Annotated in this window: 19 protein-coding genes; 6 read left to right on the top strand and 13 right to left on the bottom strand. The window is 40.3% G+C overall.

Annotated elements, in window-relative coordinates:
- Nucleotides 1–30 precede the first annotated feature (30 nt).
- Nucleotides 31–741, bottom strand: coding sequence for an HvfX family Cu-binding RiPP maturation protein (locus CWC02_RS04970; RefSeq protein WP_138616808.1), 711 nt, complete (start codon nucleotides 739–741; stop codon nucleotides 31–33).
- 61 nt (nucleotides 742–802) lie between these two features.
- Nucleotides 803–2,764 carry an oxidoreductase gene (locus tag CWC02_RS04975; RefSeq protein ID WP_138616810.1) on the bottom strand — a complete coding sequence of 654 codons (1,962 nt, stop codon included), beginning with the start codon at nucleotides 2,762–2,764 and terminating at the stop codon, nucleotides 803–805.
- Nucleotides 2,765–2,963: 199 nt separating this feature from the next.
- Between CWC02_RS04975 and sppA the strand changes: the two genes are divergently transcribed.
- Both sppA and ansA read left to right on the top strand, forming a co-directional pair.
- Complete coding sequence (gene sppA / locus CWC02_RS04980) at nucleotides 2,964–4,829, top strand: signal peptide peptidase SppA (protein ID WP_138616812.1); 1,866 nt, start codon at nucleotides 2,964–2,966, stop codon at nucleotides 4,827–4,829.
- A gap of 59 nt (nucleotides 4,830–4,888) precedes the next feature.
- The gene (ansA, locus tag CWC02_RS04985; RefSeq protein WP_138616814.1) at nucleotides 4,889–5,899 is read left to right on the top strand and encodes an asparaginase; all 1,011 of its coding nucleotides are present in this window, start codon (nucleotides 4,889–4,891) and stop codon (nucleotides 5,897–5,899) included.
- 54 nt (nucleotides 5,900–5,953) lie between these two features.
- Here the strand turns inward: ansA and gnd are convergent, their stop codons facing one another.
- On the bottom strand, nucleotides 5,954–7,327 hold the full coding sequence (gnd, locus tag CWC02_RS04990) for an NADP-dependent phosphogluconate dehydrogenase (RefSeq protein WP_055022232.1): 1,374 nt from the start codon (nucleotides 7,325–7,327) through the stop codon (nucleotides 5,954–5,956).
- A 424-nt stretch (nucleotides 7,328–7,751) separates the two neighbouring features.
- Between gnd and pyk the strand changes: the two genes are divergently transcribed.
- Nucleotides 7,752–9,185, top strand: coding sequence for a pyruvate kinase (pyk, locus tag CWC02_RS04995; protein ID WP_138601084.1), 1,434 nt, complete (start codon nucleotides 7,752–7,754; stop codon nucleotides 9,183–9,185).
- A 78-nt stretch (nucleotides 9,186–9,263) separates the two neighbouring features.
- Here the strand turns inward: pyk and CWC02_RS05000 are convergent, their stop codons facing one another.
- From CWC02_RS05000 to thrS, 10 genes are all read right to left on the bottom strand, one after another.
- The gene (locus tag CWC02_RS05000) at nucleotides 9,264–10,088 is read right to left on the bottom strand and encodes a LytR/AlgR family response regulator transcription factor (protein WP_054554883.1); all 825 of its coding nucleotides are present in this window, start codon (nucleotides 10,086–10,088) and stop codon (nucleotides 9,264–9,266) included.
- Nucleotides 10,085–11,158, bottom strand: coding sequence for a sensor histidine kinase (locus CWC02_RS05005; RefSeq protein WP_054554884.1), 1,074 nt, complete (start codon nucleotides 11,156–11,158; stop codon nucleotides 10,085–10,087). Before CWC02_RS05005 ends, CWC02_RS05000 begins: the two co-directional genes overlap by 4 nt.
- 155 nt (nucleotides 11,159–11,313) lie before the next feature.
- A complete protein-coding gene (locus tag CWC02_RS05010) occupies nucleotides 11,314–12,870 on the bottom strand; it encodes a SulP family inorganic anion transporter (RefSeq protein ID WP_054554885.1) in 1,557 nt (518 codons plus the stop codon).
- Between the two features lie 143 nt (nucleotides 12,871–13,013).
- Entirely contained in the window at nucleotides 13,014–13,472 is a 459-nt protein-coding gene (locus tag CWC02_RS05015; protein WP_036968198.1) for an Lrp/AsnC family transcriptional regulator, read from the bottom strand.
- 145 nt (nucleotides 13,473–13,617) lie between these two features.
- A complete protein-coding gene (locus CWC02_RS05020; RefSeq protein ID WP_138616816.1) occupies nucleotides 13,618–14,259 on the bottom strand; it encodes an MBL fold metallo-hydrolase in 642 nt (213 codons plus the stop codon).
- A 1-nt stretch (nucleotide 14,260) separates the two neighbouring features.
- Nucleotides 14,261–16,057, bottom strand: coding sequence for a M14 family metallopeptidase (locus CWC02_RS05025; RefSeq protein WP_138616818.1), 1,797 nt, complete (start codon nucleotides 16,055–16,057; stop codon nucleotides 14,261–14,263).
- Between the two features lie 199 nt (nucleotides 16,058–16,256).
- The gene (gene rplT / locus CWC02_RS05030) at nucleotides 16,257–16,616 is read right to left on the bottom strand and encodes a 50S ribosomal protein L20 (protein WP_036968189.1); all 360 of its coding nucleotides are present in this window, start codon (nucleotides 16,614–16,616) and stop codon (nucleotides 16,257–16,259) included.
- Nucleotides 16,617–16,631: 15 nt separating this feature from the next.
- Nucleotides 16,632–16,832, bottom strand: a complete 201-nt coding sequence (gene rpmI / locus CWC02_RS05035) for a 50S ribosomal protein L35 (RefSeq protein ID WP_054554888.1) — start codon at nucleotides 16,830–16,832, stop codon at nucleotides 16,632–16,634.
- 208 nt (nucleotides 16,833–17,040) lie between these two features.
- Nucleotides 17,041–17,604, bottom strand: coding sequence for a translation initiation factor IF-3 (infC, locus tag CWC02_RS05040; RefSeq protein WP_082389338.1), 564 nt, complete (start codon nucleotides 17,602–17,604; stop codon nucleotides 17,041–17,043).
- Between the two features lie 57 nt (nucleotides 17,605–17,661).
- Nucleotides 17,662–19,572 carry a threonine--tRNA ligase gene (gene thrS, locus CWC02_RS05045; protein WP_054554889.1) on the bottom strand — a complete coding sequence of 637 codons (1,911 nt, stop codon included), beginning with the start codon at nucleotides 19,570–19,572 and terminating at the stop codon, nucleotides 17,662–17,664.
- 249 nt (nucleotides 19,573–19,821) lie between these two features.
- Here thrS and CWC02_RS05050 point away from each other — a divergent pair, with 249 nt between their 5' ends.
- The 3 genes from CWC02_RS05050 to CWC02_RS05060 all read left to right on the top strand — a co-directional run bounded on the left by CWC02_RS05050 (nucleotide 19,822) and on the right by CWC02_RS05060 (nucleotide 23,303).
- The gene (locus CWC02_RS05050; protein ID WP_054554890.1) at nucleotides 19,822–20,835 is read left to right on the top strand and encodes an endonuclease/exonuclease/phosphatase family protein; all 1,014 of its coding nucleotides are present in this window, start codon (nucleotides 19,822–19,824) and stop codon (nucleotides 20,833–20,835) included.
- Between the two features lie 64 nt (nucleotides 20,836–20,899).
- Nucleotides 20,900–21,352, top strand: a complete 453-nt coding sequence (locus CWC02_RS05055) for a DUF3010 family protein (RefSeq protein ID WP_054554891.1) — start codon at nucleotides 20,900–20,902, stop codon at nucleotides 21,350–21,352.
- A gap of 235 nt (nucleotides 21,353–21,587) precedes the next feature.
- A complete protein-coding gene (locus CWC02_RS05060; RefSeq protein WP_138616820.1) occupies nucleotides 21,588–23,303 on the top strand; it encodes an AMP-binding protein in 1,716 nt (571 codons plus the stop codon).
- Nucleotides 23,304–23,569 lie beyond the last annotated feature (266 nt).

A 23,569-nucleotide genomic window follows, 5' to 3' on the forward strand; every position in this document is an offset into this window, starting at 1 on the left:
TTAATAATCGGGGCAGAAAACCCAAGCTTATCATTTATCTTTATGAGCAAGAAAGCTATTCGATACTTTTCTAGTTAACCAATAATCTAAACTAACGTAACGACCACCCCCTGTAAAAAATAAACTCAATAACATAACAAAATATATGGCAGAAAACTCAATACCATTATTTAAGATCACAGGTTTCCCTTTCGCATAAAGGTACTCTGTATAACCATGCGTTTCTAGCAACTCACGCATTTTGGTTAATCTTTCGCTGGCTTCATCAGAATTAACTAGGCTAGCTTCACTACCAGGTATTGCAAGCCAATTGAGTACTCTCGCTGGGCTGGTGCTGGCATCGGTTGGTGTTACAGCAAACCAGCCATTACTGGCATGTACTGTTGTCGCTGCAACCAGCATGGTAATCATCAAAGGAATTGCGGTTAAACGAGTAAATAAACCCAATAATATAAAGATCCCCCCTAAAAACTCAGTCCATGCAGCTAAAAAGGCCAATACAGAGGGCATGGGTAGGCCTAAACCCCAGTCACTATTTCCAAACCATGCAACAATATCTTCAGATGCTAAAAAGTATTGATAAAAATGAGTAACATCACCGCTTAAAGCAAGCTTATTAAAGCCTGCAATGATCATCACTGGGGCTAAAATCAAGCGAATTAATAGATTCGGTAGTCCATCTAAAAACTGCAGTTTCTTTAAGGTGTGTTGGTAAAGGGGTATTAGGTGTGTGTTCAACATAGCGGTCTCGTGACTAAATAGATTAATCACATAGACCGCACGTTTTCTAGTTTACTTTCAATTAAATTTTACGAGCGACTTGTAACGCTTCAAAAATTGCACGTTTAGCATCGATAGCGGCAGCTAGTTTTGCGCCACCAATAACGTGTACTTTCGCGTTTTCGGTTTGATTGTCGAACGTTTCAGTATTTGATACCTGACCAATACAAGCAATCACGGTATCAACATCGAGGATTTGCTCTTCACCTTTTACCGTTATCTTCAAACCTTGCTTATCAAAGCTTAGATACTGACACTCAGCGATTTGTTTAACACCATGCTGTTTGGCAACTTGACGGTGGATCCAACCCGTTGTTTTACCAAGTTCACTACCAAAACGCCCTGCACTTCGCTTAAGCATGTAAAGTTGACGATTGTCTTTTTCAGGCGCAGCTTCGCACTCAATACCCCATTGAGTTTTGAATTGCTCAATTGTTTGGCCTTTGTGTTCACTTAAAAAGGCAACCATATCAAAACCGATACCACCGGCACCTAGAATCGCAATTTTCTCACCGAGTTCTACTTCACCACGAATTACTTCATCATAAGCGAATACACGTTTGCCATCACCGCATTCTATTTTGGCTTCGCGCGGACGTACGCCTGTTGCAAAAACAACATCATCGTATTGATTGAGCATATTGTCAGTAAATTCAGTACCGAGTTGTAAATCGACATTTAAACGCTTTAATTCATTAGTAAAGTAGTTAAGGGTATGGTTAAAGTCTTCTTTACCCGGCACTTGCATGGCTAAATTAAATTGGCCACCCATTTGTTCTTTACGTTCAATTAAAGTCACTTTGTGACCTTTCGCTGCTAAGTAACAACTTGCAGCAAGGCCAGCAGGGCCAGCACCCACAACCAGAACTAATCGAGAAGATGGAGCTTTTTCAAGGCTGTAATCTAACTCAAAAGCCGCTTGTGGGTTAACCAAACAGGTGGCACGTTTATTTTTAAACACATGGTCTAAACAGCCCTGATTACAACCAATACAAATATTGATTTGCTCAGACTTATTATTAACGTATTTATTGAAAAACTCTGGGTCTGCTAATAAAGGACGTGCCATCGAAATTAAATCAGACTCGCCTGCTTCTAAAATTCCATTGGCAATTTCTGGCGTGTTAATACGGTTAACCGCGATCACTGGCACTGATACCGTTTCTTTTAAGCGTTTCGATGCTTCTTTAAATGCACCTGCTGGCACCATACTGGCAATGGTTGGTACACGAGCTTCGTGCCAACCAATACCGGTGTTAAAGATATCAACGCCAGCTTGTTCAAGTGCCAGGGCTTGTTGCTTTACTTCATCGGGTGTTGATCCATTAGGAATTAAATCCATTACAGACAAACGAAATACAATAATGAACTTTTGACTGACTTTAGCGCGAACAGCTTTAACAATATCAACAGCCAAGCGCATACGGTTCTCTAAACTACCGCCATAGCTGTCTGTTCTTTTATTGGTGTGGTTAGCCATGAATTCATTAATCAAATAACCTTCAGAACCCATGATTTCAACACCGTCATAACCTGCTTTTTCAGCCATTTTTGCTGAGTTAGCAAAGTCTTTGATGGTTTTTTTAATTGAACCTAACGACATTTCTTTAGGTTTATATGGATTAATAGGAGCTTGAATTGAACTTGGCGCTTGATTGAATGGATGATACGCATAGCGACCTGCATGCAATAATTGTAAGCAAATTTTTCCGCCATGTTGATGCACCGCATCAGTATATGCTTTGTGTTTGATCACATCATAAAATGAATTAAATGTTGATGCGAACGGAGATAGCTTGCCACGAATATTTGGGCTGTAGCCACCTGTAATGATTAAACCCGTGCCGCCTTTGGCACGTGCCTCGTAGAATGCACGTAAGCGTTTGCGGTTATGCCAGCCTTCTTCTAAGCCAGTATGCATTGATCCCATAACCAAACGATTACGAAGTTCGGTATGCGGTAATTGTAATTTTTGTTCTAACATTGTGTGCCCCGTTAACTGGTCGAACCTCTATTTGAAATAGATTCTGCGGCAATAACTTAGAATAATCAACTTTTCGCTGCTAATTAATCGGTAGCAAATTATCGTTTTAAACACTCTGTTACTATTTAACAGTTAATTTTAAAGTTATTCTAAGCTAAGATGAGTTCACTACTAAGCTGTACTGAATTAAGGATTTATTTTGCTAGCAAAGATATTTAAAGGCATTTGGACCGGGATTAATTTTTCCCGCCGTTTGGTCCTAAACATATTATTTCTATTACTAGTAATACTCTTCTTTGTTGCCATCACAGGTGAAGAAGACCAAGTAAAAGTAGCAGACGGAACCGTGCTACGCCTAAACTTAAATGGCCCTATTGTTGAAGAAAAAACCTATGTTGATCCTGTAGAAGCAGCCATCAACGATGCAACTATGGGTAAAGAAGCACCATCAGAAATTCTTCTTGATGACGTCATTGAAGTGATCAACGAAGCAACTAAAGATGATCGCATCACTGTTATGCTTCTTGACCTACAAAAAATGCCAAGCGCGCACATTAATAAGCTAAAACAAATAACTAAAGCAATTGATGCGTTTAAAGATGCAGGCAAGCAAGTTATTGCAACGGGCTACTACTATACACAAGCACAATATTATATTGCTGCCCATGCCAATGAAGTGTCTATGCACCCATATGGTGGTGTGAGCATTGAAGGCTACGGTATGTTCCCGCTTTACTTCAAAGATGCACTTGAAAAGTTAAAAGTGACTCAACATATTTTCCGTGTGGGTACTTATAAATCAGCGGTTGAACCATTCATTCGTAATGATATGTCAGATGCGGCAAAAGAAGCGAATAGTGTTTGGTTAACTGCACTTTGGAACGAGTACAAAACTGACGTTGCAGCAAGCCGTCCATTCGATGAAAGTAACTTCGATGAAGATATGGATGTTTATCTTGCAAAAATGCAAGCAGTGGATGGTAACTCGGGCCAATACGCGCTAAATAATCAGTGGGTTGATTCTTTAAAAACATCACAACAAATTCGCCAACAACTTATTGAGTTAGTCGGTGCAGAAGAAACAGGTAAAACCTTTAAGCAAGTAAGCTTCCGTGAGTATTTATCGCTGGTAAAACCGCCTGTTGAGTTCGATAACCCAATTACTGAAAAAGTAGCTGTCGTTGTAGCTAAAGGCACCATTGTCGATGGCGAGCGTAAAGCGGGCGAAATTGGTGGTGACTCTACTGCAGCCCTACTTCGTAAAGCGCGTCTTGATGACAAAGTGAAAGCCGTTGTACTACGCATCGATTCAGGTGGCGGTAGTATGTTTGCTTCTGAAGTTATCCGCGCTGAAGTATTAGCACTTAAGGCAGCGGGTAAACCGGTTATCGCTTCAATGAGCTCAGTGGCAGCATCAGGTGGTTACTGGATTGCATCTGCAGCCAATGAAATTTGGGCAGCCCCTAGCACAATTACAGGTTCAATTGGTGTATTTGGTACTTTCATGACGTTTGAAAATACCATGGCTGAATTAGGTATTTACTCAGACGGTGTTGCAACAACTGATCTTGCTGGCTTCTCTATTGCACGCCCACTTGACGAGAAAATGTCAGACATCATTCAAATGAGCGTTGAAAATGCATATAAACGCTTTTTAAATGTAGTGGCTGAAGCACGTAACATGACGCCTGAGCAAGTTGATAAAATTGCCCAAGGCCGTGTATGGATTGCAACTCAAGCAAAAGAACTAGGTTTAGTTGATAAGCTTGGCGATAAGCAAGATGCAATTAAGGCGGCAGCTGAGCTTGCTAAGCTTAATCATTATGATGTTAAGACCATCAAACAGTCATTAACACCACAAGAGCAAATGCTGCAAGATATCTTTGGCACCGCGGCTGTTAAGAGCTTCTTTGCTAAGTCTGATTCATCACAATCAGTACTCGCAACACAAGCTAACTTACAAAGCCTTATTAATCAGTTAAGTAGTGAGATCGATAATCTAAAAGATTACAACGATCCACAAGGCGTTTACGCTCGTTGTTTAGTGTGTAATGTAATTCAATAAGTTACTTAGCTAAGCGATTTTAGGTATACTAAGCCCAGTTATTTAACTGGGCTTTTTTTATGAAACGTAAACGTATATATATCGCCTATACGGGTGGTACTATCGGTATGAAAAAATCGAGCCGTGGCTATGTTCCGGCAGAAGGTTTTTTAACCGAAACAGTGGTCAATAATGCAGAGTTTAATCGTGATGAAATGCCTTTGTTTGATATTCACGAATATTGCCCGCTCATTGATTCTTCAGATATGTCCCCTGCCCACTGGCAATTAATTGCTGACGATATTAAGAGTAAATACCAAGACTATGATGGCTTTGTGGTTTTGCATGGTACCGATACTATGGCCTACACAGCTTCTGCTTTGTCTTTCATGTTCGAAAACCTGACAAAACCTGTGATTGTGACAGGCTCACAAATTCCATTGTCGCAACTTCGTTCTGATGGCCAAGTAAACTTACTTAATGCCATGTACTTAGCCGCAAATTACCCAATTGCCGAAGTAAGTCTGTTTTTTAATAACCAGTTATTCCGTGGTAACCGTGCAACAAAAGCCCATGCTGATGGCTTTGATGCCTTTGCATCACCGAACCTTGAACCATTAGCACTATCAGGAATTAATATTCAACTGATCAAAGGGCAACTTAGCCCTTATGTTGATAACGAACTACAGGTGTCAAATATCACGCCACAGCCAATTGGTGTGCTTTATCTCTATCCTGGGATCAGCCCAAAAGTGGTTAAAAGTTTAGTTAATGACGACATAAAAGCACTTGTGTTATTAAGTTTTGGCGTGGGTAATGCCCCACAAGATCCGGCGTTCTTAGACATTCTTAATGATGCAAGCAAACGCGGTATGGTGATTATAAATCTAACGCAGTGCTTAAAAGGCCAAGTTAATATGGGCGGTTATGCAACCGGTAATGCCTTATTAAATTGTGGTGTGATCAGTGGCTACGATATGACATTAGAAGCCTGTTTGACCAAGTTACACTACTTATTTAGTCAAAAGCTGGAAGTAGAAACAATTCGTCACTTGATGCAAGACAACCTGCGCGGTGAGCTAAGTCGTTAATGCAGCAAATACAAAAAAGGCACCAATTGGTGCCTTTTTTATGCTTTTTGATAATTAACGAACTTTTTCGTCAATCTCAACTAAATCTGTTAAATGGCAAATCTCACCACTGTGAGTTTTAATACCATGCTCACCGAAGTAGTCACGTTGTGCTTGAACAAGGTGACCATTACTTGGTGTTGTTAACGTCGCAATGTAAGTTTGCGTTGCTGTTAACACTGGGAATGCAAGACCAGATGAAACTGCTGCACCCGTTACCTTACGTAATGCTGCTGATTCACGCTGCATAGAATCAATAAATTCTACACCTTCAGCGACATTGTCTAAGTAATCAGCACGGATGATACAGCCAGCGCGCCACGTTTGTAGCGTTTTAGAAAGATCAACTTTCCACTGATGCGCACGAGACGCACCTTTGATAAGTGCTAAACCTTGACGATAAGCAAGTAAACTTGCCAATGTGAATGCATCTTTTAGCTCTGCTAAGTCTAAATCAACGGTATCAGTTGCTTTAGCAGCGTAAGTCATTTCTTTAGCAGCATGCGTATCACACGTATTTGTTAAGTGACGAGCTTGAACAGCCGCAACGAGTGATGGCACAGCAATACCAAGCTCTAGGGCATTTTGTGCAGTCCATAAACCCGTGCCTTTCGCGCCAACTTTATTGTCGATTAAATCAACGAGTGGCTCGCCTTCTGTCGTTTCAAGGCTCAAGATATGGCTTGAAATTGACAGTAAGTAGCTATTTAAAGTGCCTTCGGACCATTCATTGAAAATGTCAGCCACTTCTTTTGGTGAACGATTAGTACCTAAACGTAATAATTGATACATTTCTGCAATTAATTGCATTAGCGCATATTCAATACCGTTATGCACCATTTTCACAAAGTGACCACTTGCAGATTGGCCTACACGTGCAAAACACGACTCACCTTTGTAGCTTGCCGCTACTTTTTCAAACCACGGCTCAACACGCTCCCAGCCGCCTTCTGAACCACTTGCCATCATTGCAGGGCCGTGACGTGCGCCTTCTGCACCGCCAGAAATACCCATAGTGGCAAATTCAAATTTGTTTTGATATTTAAGTTTACGGCTAATGCCGTCTTTGTAGTTACTGTTGCCGCAATCTACGATAATGTCATCACAGTCAACACCTGCTTCTGCAAGCTCTGTACATACTTTATCAACCAATTCACCAGCAGGAACTAAAAGAAGAATCGAACGAGGCGGCTCTAAGCGTCTAACCATATCATTTAAATCAGACACAATATGTAAACGGTCTGCCAAACCTAATGCTTTCGCACAGCTTAGTAACTCGGCACCCGCATCTGGGTTTTTATCGTAAGCTACTAATGTCAGCCCTTTTTCAATCAGGTTGAGGGCAAGATTTTTACCCATAACGCCTAACCCTACTAATGCAACTTGCATTTAGTGTCCTCCTCGGTAACAACTATTGGTTAGTTAATCAAAATAATTACGCGCGCATTATACCCAAGCAGCCCAAAAATGCGAGCTTGACAGCCAACTTGAGATAAATCATCGAAATCATGAAGCGACGTTGGCCCCCAGTATATCAAAATAACCAAGGCATCGGACCAGATTTTTATAATACCCTTTAAAAAGGTATGTGTATTGACGCTACCTGACACCGGTGTCATAATAACGTCATTCACCCTTTGTATACTCTATAATTAATACAAAGAGCCAGATTCTCATAAGTAAAAACAATCATTTTTTACTTATGAGTTCTACATTGTGCTTATGTATAAGCCTATATTAAAGGTTTATAGCACGACATTTTAATAGATAACCATCAATTCGCTTAATATATTTGAGCGCACAGGAGAATTTGATGCTAAGACGCACAAAAATTGTTGCGACCCTTGGACCGGCAACCGATCGCGATAACAACCTAGAAAAAATTATTCGTGCAGGTGCAAATGTGGTTCGTTTGAACTTCTCACATGGCGTAGCACAAGATCATAAAGACCGCGCTGAAGCGGTACGCAGCATTGCTAAGCGTTTAGGCAAACACGTTGCTATCCTTGCAGACTTACAAGGTCCTAAAATTCGTGTATCAACCTTCAAAGACGGTAAAGTAAACCTAGAAGTTGGCGCAAAATTTACCCTTGATGCGAAAATGGAAAAAGGCCAAGGCGACGTTAATGCAGTAGGTATCGACTATAAAGAGCTACCTAACGACGTTAAAACAGGCGACTTACTGTTATTAAACGACGGTTTAATCCAATTGACAGTAGATAGCGTTGACGGTGACCTAGTGCACACAACTGTTACTGTTGGTGGCGTACTTTCAAATAACAAAGGTATCAACCGTTTAGGCGGTGGTTTAACAGCCCCTGCTTTCACTGATAAAGATAAAGAAGATTTAATCACTGCCACTGAGATTGGTGTTGATTATATTGCTGTTTCGTTCCCACGCAGTGGTGATGACATGCGTTATGTTCGCTCTTTAGCAGAAGCTGCTGGCTCAAACGCACAACTATTAGCAAAAATCGAACGTGCAGAAGCCGTTGAAACTGTTGAAGCAATTGATGATATCGTACTTGCGTCTGACGCAGTGATGGTTGCGCGTGGTGACTTAGGTGTTGAAATTGGTGATGCAGCGCTTGTTGGTAAACAAAAGCTTATCATTAGCCGTGCTCGTTCACTTAACCGTACAGTTGTGACTGCAACACAAATGATGGAATCTATGATCGATAACCCAATGCCAACACGTGCAGAAGTTATGGACGTAGCAAACGCCGTATTAGATGGTACTGATGCAGTTATGTTATCTGCTGAGACAGCTGCTGGTGACTACCCTGAAGAAACCGTAGCGACTATGGCTCGCGTTTGTTTAGGTGCTGAATCACAAAAAGAAACGCACGTTTCTAAGCACCGTTTAGACAGCCGTTTTTCATCAAATGCTGAATCAATTGCATTATCTGCGATGTATGCAGCTAACCACTTAGATTCTGTTAAAGCTATTGTGACTCTGACTGAATCAGGAAGTACAGCTAAATTGATGTCGCGCATCAGCTCTGGTTTACCAATTTATTCATTATCACGTCATCCAAGTACGCTGGGCCAAACAGCACTTTACCGTGGTGTTTATCCTGTATTTTTCGATTCAACGAAGTGTGAAGACGAAAGCATGGTACGTGATGCATTAAACACTCTTGTTGAGCAAGGCTCACTAGTTGCAGGTGATACTGTGATTTTAACTCATGGTGATGCAATGGAAACGATTGGTGCAACAAACACGATGAAGATTGTAACTGTTTAAGCTGTTACAAATTTTCAATAAAAAAGGCGCAATTTATTGCGCCTTTTTTGTTTTAACTTGTTTAGCTTAGAACAACTATTAGCTCGCCAGAGCTGCTTTCACTTTATCGCGATAGCTTCGGCTTACTTTTAGTTCTTGGCCGTTATCTAGCACTAAAAGATACTCACCACTTACTTGAGTTACAAGTTTGCTAATTTGCTTAGTATTCACAATGGCACTGCGATGAACTCGCACAAATAGTTGTGGATCAAGCTCTTGTTCAAGCTCTTTCATTGTTTTACGAAGGATATGTGTTTGCCCATCTTGGCAATGAAGGCACATATAATCACCAGCCGCATCAACCCATTGAATTGTAATAACAGGCACACGAACAATTTCGCCCTGCTCTTTTACAGCTAATGATTCTGGATAACGACGGTCAGCAAGGCTATCGCCCGTTGCTAACTTCTTTAAAATTTCTTCGCAATTATTGCCTGTAATACCTGCAACAAAGCTCGCTAGTTTTTTCTTATGGGCGTTATCTTGTTGCGTTTTTAAATAGGTATGCACTTTTTCTACCGCCTGTTTTAGTCTGTTGTCATCGACTGGTTTAAGAATATAATCCAACGCATGAATCTCGAATGCTTTAACTGCAAACTGGTCAAAAGCCGTTACAAACACAATAGCGGGTAATGGATTAACGCTCTCGCTAAGTGCTCTTGCAACTTCAAAACCGTTCATATTTGGCATTTGAATATCTAAGAAAACCAATTGAATATTGCCCGATAAGCATTCATCAATTGCCTCTTGACCATTGCTACATAAACGAATGACTTCTAAATCGTCAAATTCAGAAAGTCGAACAGCTAAGCCCTTTCTTGCTAGCGGTTCATCGTCAACGATCAAAGTTCTAATTTTGCTCATTTCTTAACAGCCTTTTCAAACGGAACGCGCAGATTAACTTTTAATCCACTTGGCGTATTGTCAGAGAGAACAAACGAGTAGTTGTTCTCATAAAGTGTTTTTAAGCGGTCCTGTGTATTAGCTATGCCAACGCCTTGAGAATTAACCAGTTGGCCATTTTTAAGCTCAGTGCCAGGACCATTATCGCCTACTTCCAATAATAGTTCATTTGCAAAAACTTGTGCTTTAATATCAATCACACCACCTTCATTTAATTGCGCTATCGCATACTTTATCGAGTTTTCGATAATAGGTTGGAGGATCAAGCTTGGTACCAAGGCTTCTTTTGCCTGCTCGCTTACGTCTACATTGACTTGTAAACGTTCATCAAAGCGTACTTTTTCAATTTCTAAGTACAGCATGAGGGCATGAATTTCTTGCTCTAACGGCACCTTTTTTATTGGGTCGGTATTGAGTGTGTATCGTAAGAAGTCACTCAATTTTGACACCATTAAATTTGCATCTTTGTTCTCTTTTACCAAAATTAAGGTTGAGATTGCATTTAGGGTATTAAATAAAAAGTGCGGATTAAGTTGATAGCGCAGCATTTTCAGCTGAGCTTCGTGCGCCATAGTGGTTGCTTTTAGAGCCTTTTGACGCTCACTTTGCAATAGCTGGTAATACTTAATACCAAAATACAAACCACTCCAACAAAGAATGATATAAACCGAATCTAAACCTTGTTGAAAGTAATAAAACCATTCATTTGGACGGTAACCGTGACGGTAGATTTCCCATAAATTGAATTTTTGTACAACGGCCCATAATGTGCCAGTTACATAGGAAGCACCAAAAACGACAAGCATTAATACCCAAGGTGAGGCATTCCACACTTTACGATACATATAACGTAAAGGTACTGTCATTAAACAGCCTGCATAAGCGTTTAATACAATAACAAATACGTAAATATCACGCATTTCAAAGACTTTTGAGCCGATATAATTAACTAACGCATAACCTATCCAGCCTGCAATTTGCAAAACCCAGAAAAAGCGTTGTCGATTATCAACTAATGATTGCCAATTCAAAATATCAGATTACCTTTCATAATTATTTTTATTATACCGATAGTCACGAGAACAAAGCACTGCCGCCTATCTTAATTTTTTATAGCCTTACCGCATTCTTCAGACATTAAAAAAGCGAAGGCCACAACAGCCTTCGCTTTTTATCTGCTTTATTTTTAAGCTAGTTTATCTGAAGCCACTTTATAATTTGGATCTTCAATCACATTCACTTCAACTAAATCACGCGCATTGTGTAATAGTTGAATACAATCAGGGCTTAAATGACGCAAATGCAGTTTCTTACCGACTTTTGCGTATTTTTCTGCAAGACTGTCAATCGCTTCAATCGCACTGTGATCAGCAACACGGCTATGTTTGAATTCAATGATCACGTCTTCTGGGTCATTTTTAACATCAAATAACTCGGCAAAGTTCTTAACCGAACCAAAGAATAAAGGACCATGAAGCTCGTACACTTTAGAGCCTTGCTCATCGATGTAATTGCTTGTGTAAATGTGTTTCGCATGCTGCCAAGCAAAAACTAAAGCAGAAACAATCACACCCACACATACCGCGATCGCAAGATCTGTTACTACGGTTACGCCAGAAACAAGCACGATAACAAAAGCATCAGACTTAGGTACACGTTTCATCATTTTGAAGCTTGCCCACTCGAAGGTACCAAGAACAACCATGAACATAACACCAACTAAGGCAGCTAGTGGGATCATTTCAATGAGACTGGCTGCAAAAATGATGAATGCTAGCAGTATAATTGCGGCACTAATACCAGATAAACGTGAACGACCGCCCGAGTTAATATTGATCATAGATTGACCAATCATCGCACAACCACCCATTGCACCGAAGAAACCACAGGTAATGTTTGCAGCGCCTTGACCAATACACTCTTTGTTACTGTGACCACGGGTTTCAGTAATTTCATCAATTAAGGTCAGTGTTAATAACGATTCAATTAAACCAATCGCTGCTAAAACTAAAGCATAAGGGAAGATAATTTTTAATGTCTCAAGGTTAAATGGTACCATAGGAATATGAAACTCCGGCAAGCCACCGGCAATCGTTGCTTGCTCATTGCCTGTCATTCCTTTTAAGAAATCTAGTACAGTGCGCGCTTCTAAATCAAAGCCAATCACAATCGCTGTTACCGTTACAATGGCAGCTAACGATGAAGGTACAGCTGTAGTTAACTTAGGTAAGAAATGAATAATAGCCATAGTTAACGCTACTAAGCCAAGCATAATATAAAGTGCTTGCCCTTCCATCCACTGTTGGCCACCCATACCGTCTGGTACTTTAAATTGACCCAGTTGCGCCAAGAAAATAACAATCGCAAGACCATTTACAAAGCCAAGCATTACAGGGTGCGGAACCATGCGAATAAACTTGCCAAGCTTGAAGATACCTGCGAGTACTTGCAGTATCCCCATCAATAAGACGGTTGCAAATAGATACTCTACACCATGATCTAAAACTAAACTTACCATTACAACGGCTAGTGCGCCGGTAGCACCAGAAATCATACCTGGACGACCACCAAAAATAGCCGTAATTAAGCCAACAATAAATGCGGCATATAAACCAACCAAAGGCTCAACATTAGCAACAAAAGCAAACGCAACCGCTTCTGGTACCAATGCCAACGCAACGGTCAGGCCTGATAGAATATCGTTTTTAGCAGAGCTTGGCGCTTTGCTGAGTAAGTTAAACATTAAGATCCTCTTTATAGTGAATGCATTTCGGCAAGGCGCAGAATTCTAGCAAAATCCGCAAAAGTTAACAATTATTAACAACAAAACGGCTAGTACCTAAAAGCACTAACCGTTTTCGAAAAATAAAACGTAGTAGAAAAAGATTAAAGAGGTAAAGACGTACTACGCTTAACACATGTCATGGTCACGTTTGAGTGAACTTCTTGAACAAACTCAAGGTTTAGTAGATTATCACGAACAAACTGCTCATAACCTTCAATACCTTTTGAAATAATACGAAGCATGAAGTCCATGGTACCCGCCATACTGTAACACTCGGTTACTTCATCATAGCTCATAATTAAACGTTCAAACTCAGCTAGGTTCGTTCTACCGTGGTTAGATAGACGAACATGGGCATAAACCAACATATCAAAGCCAAGCTTTTTCTCGTCAAGCAAAGCAACTTTACCTTTGATATAGCCATCTTGCTCAAGCTTAGCAATACGACGCCAACATGGAGATTGAGATAAACCAACTTTATCGGCAATTTCTGCCGTAGATAAGCTAGCATCCTGCTGTAATAATGCCAAAATTTGGCGATCTACTTGGTTCAGAGACATTTTATTTCTTTTTCTGTAAAAATACTGGTTAAATTATATAACTGATTTAAAAATCAGTCTGCCTATTTTCTACTATTTATGCAAAAAAATTGCAATTTTATACCGATCCACTTACAAACTACTTAACTGATGTTACGCGTTGGCATTAACCAAAACGTCCGCTGATAAATGGATTTGTTTTTCGCTCATGCCCTACGGTGGTATTCGGACCGTGGCCTGGCAAAATAGCAACTTCATCAGAGAATGATAAAATCTCAGACTTAATTGATTCGATTAATTGCGCACTATCCCCTTTCGGGAAGTCAGTACGACCGACAGAGCCTTGGAAAATCACGTCCCCAACAATCACCTGTTCAGAACCTTGGTGGTAAAAAACAACATGACCAGGCGTATGCCCTGGGCAATGGCGTACAGATAATTCAAGTTCACCCACTGTGATTGTATCGCCATGATTTAGCCACTTCGTTGGATAAAATGGTGTAATTGGTGCAAAACCAAACATTTGCGCCTGCATTGGCAAGGCATCAAACCAAAATTTATCATCTAAATGTGGGCCAATGATATCAACACTAAAATGCTCTGCGAGTTGCTTTGCAGCGCCCACATGGTCTAAGTGACCATGGGTCAAGTAAATTGCCTCTAACTCACAATTTAACGCAGCTAGTTCCGCTTGCAGCTTCTCTGCATCTCCACCTGGGTCAACCAATGCCGCTTTATTCGTTTGCTCACAAATAATAATTCGGCAATTTTGCGCAAAGCCAGTAACAGGAACAACAATCACTTTCATGTTATTGTCCTTTTTGTAACTGCTCAAACGCCATTAAAATTGGGTATTTTAAATAGCCTTGATCATAAAACGGTGTACGCTCATAAAGCCAATGCAAGCGCGCATCAGCATCTTTAGCAAAGTTTTTATCTTCACGAATTTTTTTATCGAACTCTAAAGCCAATGCAGGTTTTTCTTTTAGCATTTGACGTGCGTACGGCATTAAAGCGTAATTCTCAACGTATTCAGTGCGCTGAAAAAGAGTATTAAACTCGCCCCAAGCAAAGAATGAATCTGGCGCTTCTGGGTGTAGTAAGTGTGTAGCCAGTTCTGAGTATGGCTGCTCAGTTGAGACTTTGTACCAGCCGGTCATATCGACATTTTCTACGGTGTTGTAATCAAATGTCGCCTCTACACGAAAACGTCCTTCAAAAGGTGCTTTTGCAAATGAATAATCAGCAACGCTTGCTTGCGTTAATGGCTCATAAACAGAACCATTCACTGTCGTTACCTCTACGCCGTGTAATTTAAGCTTACTTACCAATTGGCTGTACGCCGGCGGAATATAAAACGCAGCAGGTACGTTAACGGTCTTTTTAACTTCTTTTTGCCAAAAAACCGGTAATGCGTCATAGTTTTTAGCTTGACCTAAATATTTAACTTCAGGTTGCCCAGACAATGCGCTTTCAGTTCTTGAATAGGCGATCCCTTTAAATTCGATGGTATCTGGCTCTTTTGCATAACCGCGTTCCACTACTAATTGCGTAGGTTTGAAATCGAGCTCTTTTTGAACTGCTTCATTAAGGGCTTTATCGTTTGCAGCTAAAGCATCAATGGCACCATCAATAAATACATAAGTACCTAATACGCGCTGCTTATAAGGTTTTAAAGAGTGGTTCTCAACTAAGATGGTCGGTAATGAACGTAAATCACCCCAGCCATTTGAAAAACGTGGTGTTGCCACCCAACCCGCTAACCCTTTTTTAAATTCCCGCTTGTCCATTACAAACACCAGTGGACCAGGAATATGCCCTGCTTTTTCGAGTTTGGCATCAATAACAGGTTTAAATAGATTATCCAGCGCTTGTGACACACTCGGTGATTCACTCGAAAAAACCGGATTATAGCCGTAGGTCACGTCATACTGATAATCAGCGCCATCGGTTACATGGACATCCACGTATAAATCTGGCTTAAATTGATTAATAACCTGCATCACACCTCGTACTTCGGGTGTATCAAGCTTAGTGTAATCACGATTTAAATTTAAATTTAGACCATTCGTTCTAAAGCCCATTTCTACTGGGCCACGCTGATTAATACGGTTGTATTGGCTACTGCGCTCGTGACCATCAACGTTTAAAATAGGAATAAACAGAATATTTACTTTGCTCAAAATATCGCGGCGTTTACCTGTTGCAATATCGCGTAGCAACATAAACATGGCGTCTTTGCCATCAATTTCACCGCTGTGAATGCCAGCCTGAATAAAGATAGTTGGCTTTGTATCAGCAACAAGTTGTTTGGCATCAAACAAACCTTGCTCATTCGCCACTAACATCTTAACCGCACGACCCGCACTGCTCGTTGCAATTGTCGTTACTTTGAATTGTGTTGGGTTTGCTGCAACTAGGCGATCTACGAACGCCATCGTGTCGGCATAATTTGGCGATAAAGTGCCTTCGCTTAATTCAAAATCTGTGGTTAAAGGTCCTTTTTCTTGCATTAAAGACACACTATCGCCTTGCCATGGCAATAATGGGGGTAAGTGGCTGTCTAAAGTTACTGCAGCAGATAAAAACACTAAACTCGCAAACATATCACTCTCAAGTGCGGTACTTATTCTATATTGGGGAAATTATAACAACTAATCTGAATGGATTGCGTAAACTGCGGTGATTCAACAAAAAAATGGAGCAAACGACATACGCTATGCAAAATCGTTGTTAGTTATGAATATTAATTAAGATCAAAAAAAGGAGCACTAGGCTCCTTTTTAAACTTTATGAAAAGCGAAATTAAGCCGCTAGGCCTTCTTTTGCTTTTGCAACAAGCGCTGCGAATGCAACTTGGTCATAAACAGCGATATCTGCAAGGATCTTACGATCGATTTCTACAGAAGTCTTTTTAAGACCATTGATAAAACGGCTGTATGAAAGACCGTTTTGACGAGCTGCTGCATTGATACGTGCAATCCAAAGTTGACGGAAAGTACGTTTCTTAGCACGACGGTCACGGTAAGCGTATTGACCCGCTTTAGTAACTGCCTGGAAAGCTACGCGGTAAACACGTGAACGTGCTCCGTAGTAACCTTTAGCTTGCTTTAAAACTTTTTTGTGACGTGCACGTGCGATAACACCGCGTTTAACTCTTGCCATTTCTGAAGACTCCTATTAAGCGAATGGTAACATACGTGAAACTAGACCATGGTCATTCTTATGAACCATCATCTTAGGACGTAAGTGTAATTTACGCTTAGAAGTTTTCTTAGTCAGAATGTGACGAAGATGCGCTTGTTTACGCTTGAAACCGCCAGAAGCAGTTTTCTTGAAACGCTTAGCCGCGCCTCTGTGAGTTTTTAGCTTGTAAGCCATTGCAATAACTCCAAATGTATTGCTTAAAAATTAGCAAGCAGGCGAGAGATATAAAAATAGCTCTACTTTTAAGGCCTAACTTACTGCCATAATCCGGTGAAGGCTCACTACAAAAGCAGTGCAACCTTACTTATAACCGGTTATTTCAGGTGAACAGTAAACTGTTACTTGCAGACCTGAAATAAAATCGGTGCGTAATATACCCTGTTTATTGCTTTTTAGCAATAGGTGCCATCATCATAACCATCTGGCGACCTTCAACACGATTTGGGAATGATTCAACTTGTGAAACATCTTCTAAATCGGCTTTAACACGGTTTAATAATTCGATACCAATTTCTTGGTGAGCCATTTCACGACCACGGAAACGGATAGTGATTTTAGCTTTATCACCCGCTTCTAAGAACTTGCGTAAGTTGCGTAGCTTAACCTGGTAGTCACCTTCATCCGTACCTGGACGGAATTTGATTTCTTTAACCTGGATTTGCTTTTGCTTTTTCTTTTGTTCTTTTAGTTCTTTGCTTTTTTCAAAGATGAACTTACCGTAGTCCATAACCTTACAAACAGGTGGCTCAGCATTAGGACTGATTTCTACAAGATCTACACCCGCATCATCAGCGATAGCTTGCGCCTCTTTTAATGACACGATGCCAGCTTGCTCGCCGTCGATGCCAATTAAACGAACTTCTTTAGCTGTAATATCTTCGTTGATACGATTTTTTTGAGCTGTTTGTTGCCCTTTCTTGCCGCCTCTAATGGTACGATCCTCCAAGAATATAAAATAAAAAGCGTGTAGTTGGCTGTTTGTTTTGCCCTACACGCTCATGATTTATTGTCGATTTTTAATTTCTTCGCTTACTTTTGCAATGAAATCATCAACACTAAATTTGCCTAGGTCTTCACCTGTGCGAGTGCGTACTGCCACTTCTTGTTGTTCAACTTCTTTATCGCCAACAACAAGTAAATATGGAATACGTTTTAACGTATGTTCACGGATTTTAAAGCCAATCTTCTCATTTCTCAAGTCAGCAGCGGCTCTAATTCCAAGTTTATTTAATTTTTGTACAATTTCTTGCACATAATCTGCTTGTTTGTCCGTGATGTTCATGATCACAACTTGCTTAGGAGCAAGCCACGTTGGGAACAAACCAGCGTATTCTTCAGTTAAAATACCGATGAAACGCTCAATTGAACCTAAAATCGCGCGGTGGATCATAACAGGTGTACGACGTTCGTTATTTTCAGCAACATAAGTTGCACCTAAACGACCTGGTAATGCGAAGTCTAGCTGTACAGTACCACATTGCCATGCACGGTCTAAACAGTCATAAAGTGTAAACTCAATCTTAGGACCGTAGAATGCACCTTCACCTGGTAGGTAATCAAACTCAATGTCGTTTGCTTTTAATGCATCAGCTAGCGCAAGCTCAGCTTTATCCCACATTTCATCTTCACCGATGCGTTTTTCTGGACGAGTAGATAGTTTTACAACGATCTTCTCAAAACCAAACGTTTCATATGTGTCGTAAACCATTTTGATACATGCAGAAACTTCATCCATGATTTGCTCTTCAGTACAGAAGATATGCGCATCATCTTGAGTAAAGCCACGTACACGCATTAAGCCGTGTAATGCACCTGATGGTTCGTTACGGTGACAACAACCAAACTCAGCCATACGTAATGGAAGATCACGGTATGATTTTAAACCTTGGTTAAAGATTTGTACGTGACCCGGACAGTTCATTGGTTTGATTGCGTATTCACGCTTTTCAGATTCAGTTGTGAACATCGCATCTGCGTATTTGTCCCAGTGACCTGATTTTTCCCATAAACCACGGTCCATCATTAATGGGCCTTTAACTTCTTCGTAATCGTACTCACGTAGTTTTTCACGAACGAAGTCTTCTAGTTCACGGTAAATGCTCCAGCCATCATTGTGCCAAAACACCATGCCTGGTGCTTCTTCTTGCCAGTGCCATAAATCAAGCGCTTTACCAATACGACGGTGATCACGTTTTTCAGCTTCTTCTAAACGTTTTAAATACGCTTTAAGTTGCTTTTTATCTGCCCATGCAGTGCCGTAGATACGTTGCAGCATCTTGTTTTCAGAATCACCGCGCCAATAAGCACCTGCCACTTTCATGATTTTGAAATGTTGACAGAACTTCATGTTTGGAACGTGTGGACCACGACACATGTCGATGTATTCTTCGTGATGGTATAAGCCTGGACGATCATCTTTCGCGATGTTCTCGTCTAGGATTTCCATTTTATATGTTTCACCACGCGCTTCAAAAGTATCGCGTGCTTCTTGCCAGCTTACGGTCTTTTTAACAACGTCGTAGTTTGTTTTAGCAAGCTCAAGCATGCGCTTTTCGATAGCATCTAAATCATCTTGGCTTAAAGAGTGTTCCATGTCGATATCGTAATAAAAACCGTTATCGATGGTCGGACCGATTGCCATTTTTGCTTCAGGGAAAAGCTGCTTAACTGCATGACCAATAAGGTGCGCACATGAGTGACGGATAATCTCTAAACCATCATCATCTTTTGCTGTGATAATTTCTAAACGCGCATCTTCGGTGATTAAGTCACATGCATCAACACGAGTACCATTAACACGGCCTGCAATCGTTGCCTTGGCAAGACCTGGACCGATATCGCTCGCTACGTCAAATGTGCTTACTGGGTTTTCAAAACTACGCTGACTGCCGTCAGGGAGGGTAATAACTGGCATTATAAATCCTTAATACAGTGGTGATGCCTACAATGCATCACATGTAATATTTTTAAATTAATTTTTAGTAACTCTGCAACGCTTTTACGAATAAGCATTGCTATTTATGCTTGTATTTACTGAGTCTTCGCAAATACAAGCGACTATTGTCGCTGCTCACGTGCTCAAATACAAGTAGTTAGGAGAGTAAATTGACAATTAGTTAACTCATTTCATACTTAATGAGTCAGTACTTTTAGGGTGATGAAAATGCCAAACACGCGTTCTTTCAAGTTTGCTACATTTAACTTATTAAATTACACCGCGCCACCCTACTCGTTTTACCAATTACATGAACGCTATAACAATACACAATGGCTGCAAAAACAATTGTTTGTTGCTAATTTCTTAAGTGAGTCAACCCCTGATGTGGTGGCATTTCAAGAAGTGTTTAGTCAACACGCATTAGAAGTGCAGTGTAAAGAAGCGGGTTATGATTATTTTAAAACGGTCGATAGCCCGTCCCATGATGCGCTCTATCCGCAAGTGTTATTCAACCCTGTAGTTGCAATTGCGAGTAAATACCCGTTTAAATCAGCCGATGCACTGACGCCATGCCCTGAATTACTTGAGTACTTAAACAATCAAAATGAGTTCAAATTTAATCGCACACCGATTAAATGTATCATTGATTTACCTGATTTTGGTGAAGTCTGTTTTTATGTTGTTCATTTTAAGTCACAGCGTGTGCAATCAATGGCGCACATTCTTAATATTCATAACCTTGAAGATCCGCTCCTGCAGTTACTACATCAAACGGTGGGTACCATGCAGTCGCAAATCTCCCGCTCATTAGAAGCGTCTATTGTCTATTATGATGCACTGAAAACGCAGCGAGAAATGCAATGTGCAACACTTGTTATGGGGGACTTTAATGATGTACTTACCAGCCCAACTTTATCGTTTATGACTCAAGGCTTTCACCCCACTCGCTGTGAACCTTGTATAGAACAGAACGAACTTGTTGTTGGTCTGACCGACAGCTATGAGTTTAGCCGCTCATATTATGATAATAAAAACAAACCCTTTAGCCATTATTACCAAGGAAAAGGGAATGTATTAGATTATATTCTTGCTTCAGCGCATTTTAATCCCGATTGCCAAGCTTCGAAAGTTAAAGTGCTCGACTACGAAAGTTATGATAAGCATATTTCGCCAGGTAAATTAACCGAAGATATTAGTGTAAGTGACCACGGTGTTATCGCAATTAAAATTCATTTTTAAAGCACCTGTTTTTCATAACGTTAATTGCTATAATTGCGCAAATTAAGTTATTTAGAGAAAGACCATGAGAACATGTGGTGTAGAAATTACAGGTAGTGACGTACTGCTGTGCATTTTAACCAAAGACAATGATGTATTTGATATACGTGATGTCAGACAAACACGTTTTACCTTAGGCAATGGTAATGACACAGAAGTAATGCGTAAATTCCAATTTGATTTCAAAAAATTAATGGAAGATTACCAAATTGACTCTGTAGCAATCAAAGAGCGCCAAGCAAAAGGTAAGTTTGCTGGCAGCGCAAAAGGTTTCAAAATGGAAACGGCTATTCAGTTAATTGAACGCTTAGATGTGCAAATTTTATCTGCAACTGAAATCAAAGAGCAGCTTAAGCGCAACCCGGTGCCTATTGATTTTGAAGACACAGGCCTGAAAAAATTCCAAGAAAACGCATTCATTAGTGCTTACGTGTACATCATGCGTAAAACTTATAAGCAAGATGAGCCAAAAGCTTAATTGCTGCTTATTCTTAATAAAACGTGCTACGGCACGTTTTTTTATACCTCAAAAACCATCCTTTATTCTGCTTTATTAAAATTAAACTCTGTACATTAGTCTTATAAAGCTTTTCTTTGTCGACAATCTATGTTTAGTTAATCAAGTACGCATGTTTTGAAATCATCCTAAATGATTGTTTCAATTCTTTTGCATCAAGTCCATGACAACAAATTAACCGGACACGGAGAATACAATGCAGACAAAGAACACACACTGTAATGCGCTTCCACTTACTCAAAGCTATTATCAAGGCCGTACAGATATTCCTTTAATTGAAAAAACTATTGGACAGTACCTTGATAACATTGTCGACAATTACCCTGATCACCCCGCGATTGTGGTTCATCATCAACAGATCCGTTTAACCTATAGGCAATACCAGCAACAGATTAACAAGTTAGCAATGGGATTATTATCACTTGGCGTAAAACCTGGCGACCGGGTTGGTATTTGGTCTCCTAACAATATTGAATGGTGCTTAACCCAATTTGCTACAGCCAAGATTGGTGCAATTATGGTGTGCATTAACCCTGCATATCGACCAAGCGAATTAAAATACGCACTCAATAGTGTTGAGTGTTCAACACTTATCACAGCAAGTGAATTTAAAGCCAGTAATTATATAAGCATGCTGAATGAGCTCGCACCGGAACTTATAGATTCACAAGCAGGTGAATTAAATTTAAACGCCCTGCCACACCTAAAAAACATTATTCGTATTGGTGATGAGCCTGCTACTGGCATGTTTAGCTTTAGCGATATCATGCAGCGCGCTACAGATGCCCATAAGCTGGAGCTTGATGCCATTGCGGCCACTTTACATTGTGACCAAGATATCAATATTCAATTTACCTCTGGTACTACAGGTAACCCAAAAGGAGCGACCTTATCCCATAAAAACATCCTCAATAACGGATTTTTGATGGCACAAGCTATGAAGCTGACACATGAAGATAAACTCTGTATTCCGGTACCTTTATACCACTGTTTTGGGATGGTGCTTGGCAATTTAGTATGTATAAGTAAAGGCGCTACAGCTGTTTTTCCGGGGGATTCTTTCGACCCTAAAACAACCCTTGAAGTTGTTGAAAAAGAACGCTGTACAGGCCTACATGGTGTTCCAACTATGTTTATCGCCGAGTTAGAGCTTAAAGATTTTGCAAACTATGACTTATCTAGCCTACGAACAGGCGTAATGGCCGGCTCAACCTGCCCTGAGCAAGTTATGCGAAAAGTACACTCATTAATGCATATGAAAGAAGTTGTAATTGGTTATGGCCAAACAGAATGTAGCCCTATCAATAACGTGACCGAAACCGACTCGCCTCTCGAAAAACAAGTTACCACAGTGGGCCGTGCATTAGCCCATACTGAAGTGAAAATTATCGACGAGCTGGGTGATATTCAAAAAGTTGGCATACCGGGTGAAGTATGTAGCCGTGGTGCTGGAATTATGCGCTGCTATTGGAATGATGAAGAAAAAACGAAAGCAACAATTGATCAAGACGGCTGGTTACATTCTGGTGACTTAGGAGTGATGGACGAAGATGGCTTTGTTGCTATCGTTGGCAGGATAAAAGACATGATCATCCGCGGTGGAGAAAACATTTATCCAAGAGAAATAGAAGAAGTTCTCTACACCTATCCAGGTATTCAAGATGCAGCCATATTTGGTATTAGCGATGAAAAATACGGCGAAGAAGTGTGCGCCTGGATCCAACCAAAAGATGATGCGGTACTTGATGAAAATGCCATTCGTGATTTTTTAAAAGATAAACTTGCCTATTTCAAAGTACCAAAGCACATCCGCTTTGTTGAAGAATACCCAATGACAGTAACAGGCAAGCTTCAAAAATTTAAAATGCGCGAACAAATGCAGGAACTCCTAAGCGAAAAGGCATTTTCGTAATCATTCACTTGCAAAGTACCCCCTAATTTCAAGCAAGCTCAGCACCGCTGAGCTTTTTTATTTAGATATATATTTAGACACCCATTTTAAATTTGAAGAGTTAACCGAGCTTCATATATAAAGACTAAATTTATGTAGACATCCAACTTAATATTTCTCAATTTTTGGAATTACAGCTAAGCTTATAGTGTTCAACTCATGGAGGAGAAGAGCATGGCAACCCCACGTAGAAACTTAATTAGCGTTTCAAACACGCCATATTATCA

Origin of the sequence: Pseudoalteromonas sp. S2721 (assembly GCF_005887425.1) — a bacterium.
Lineage (GTDB): Bacteria > Pseudomonadota > Gammaproteobacteria > Enterobacterales > Alteromonadaceae > Pseudoalteromonas > Pseudoalteromonas simplex.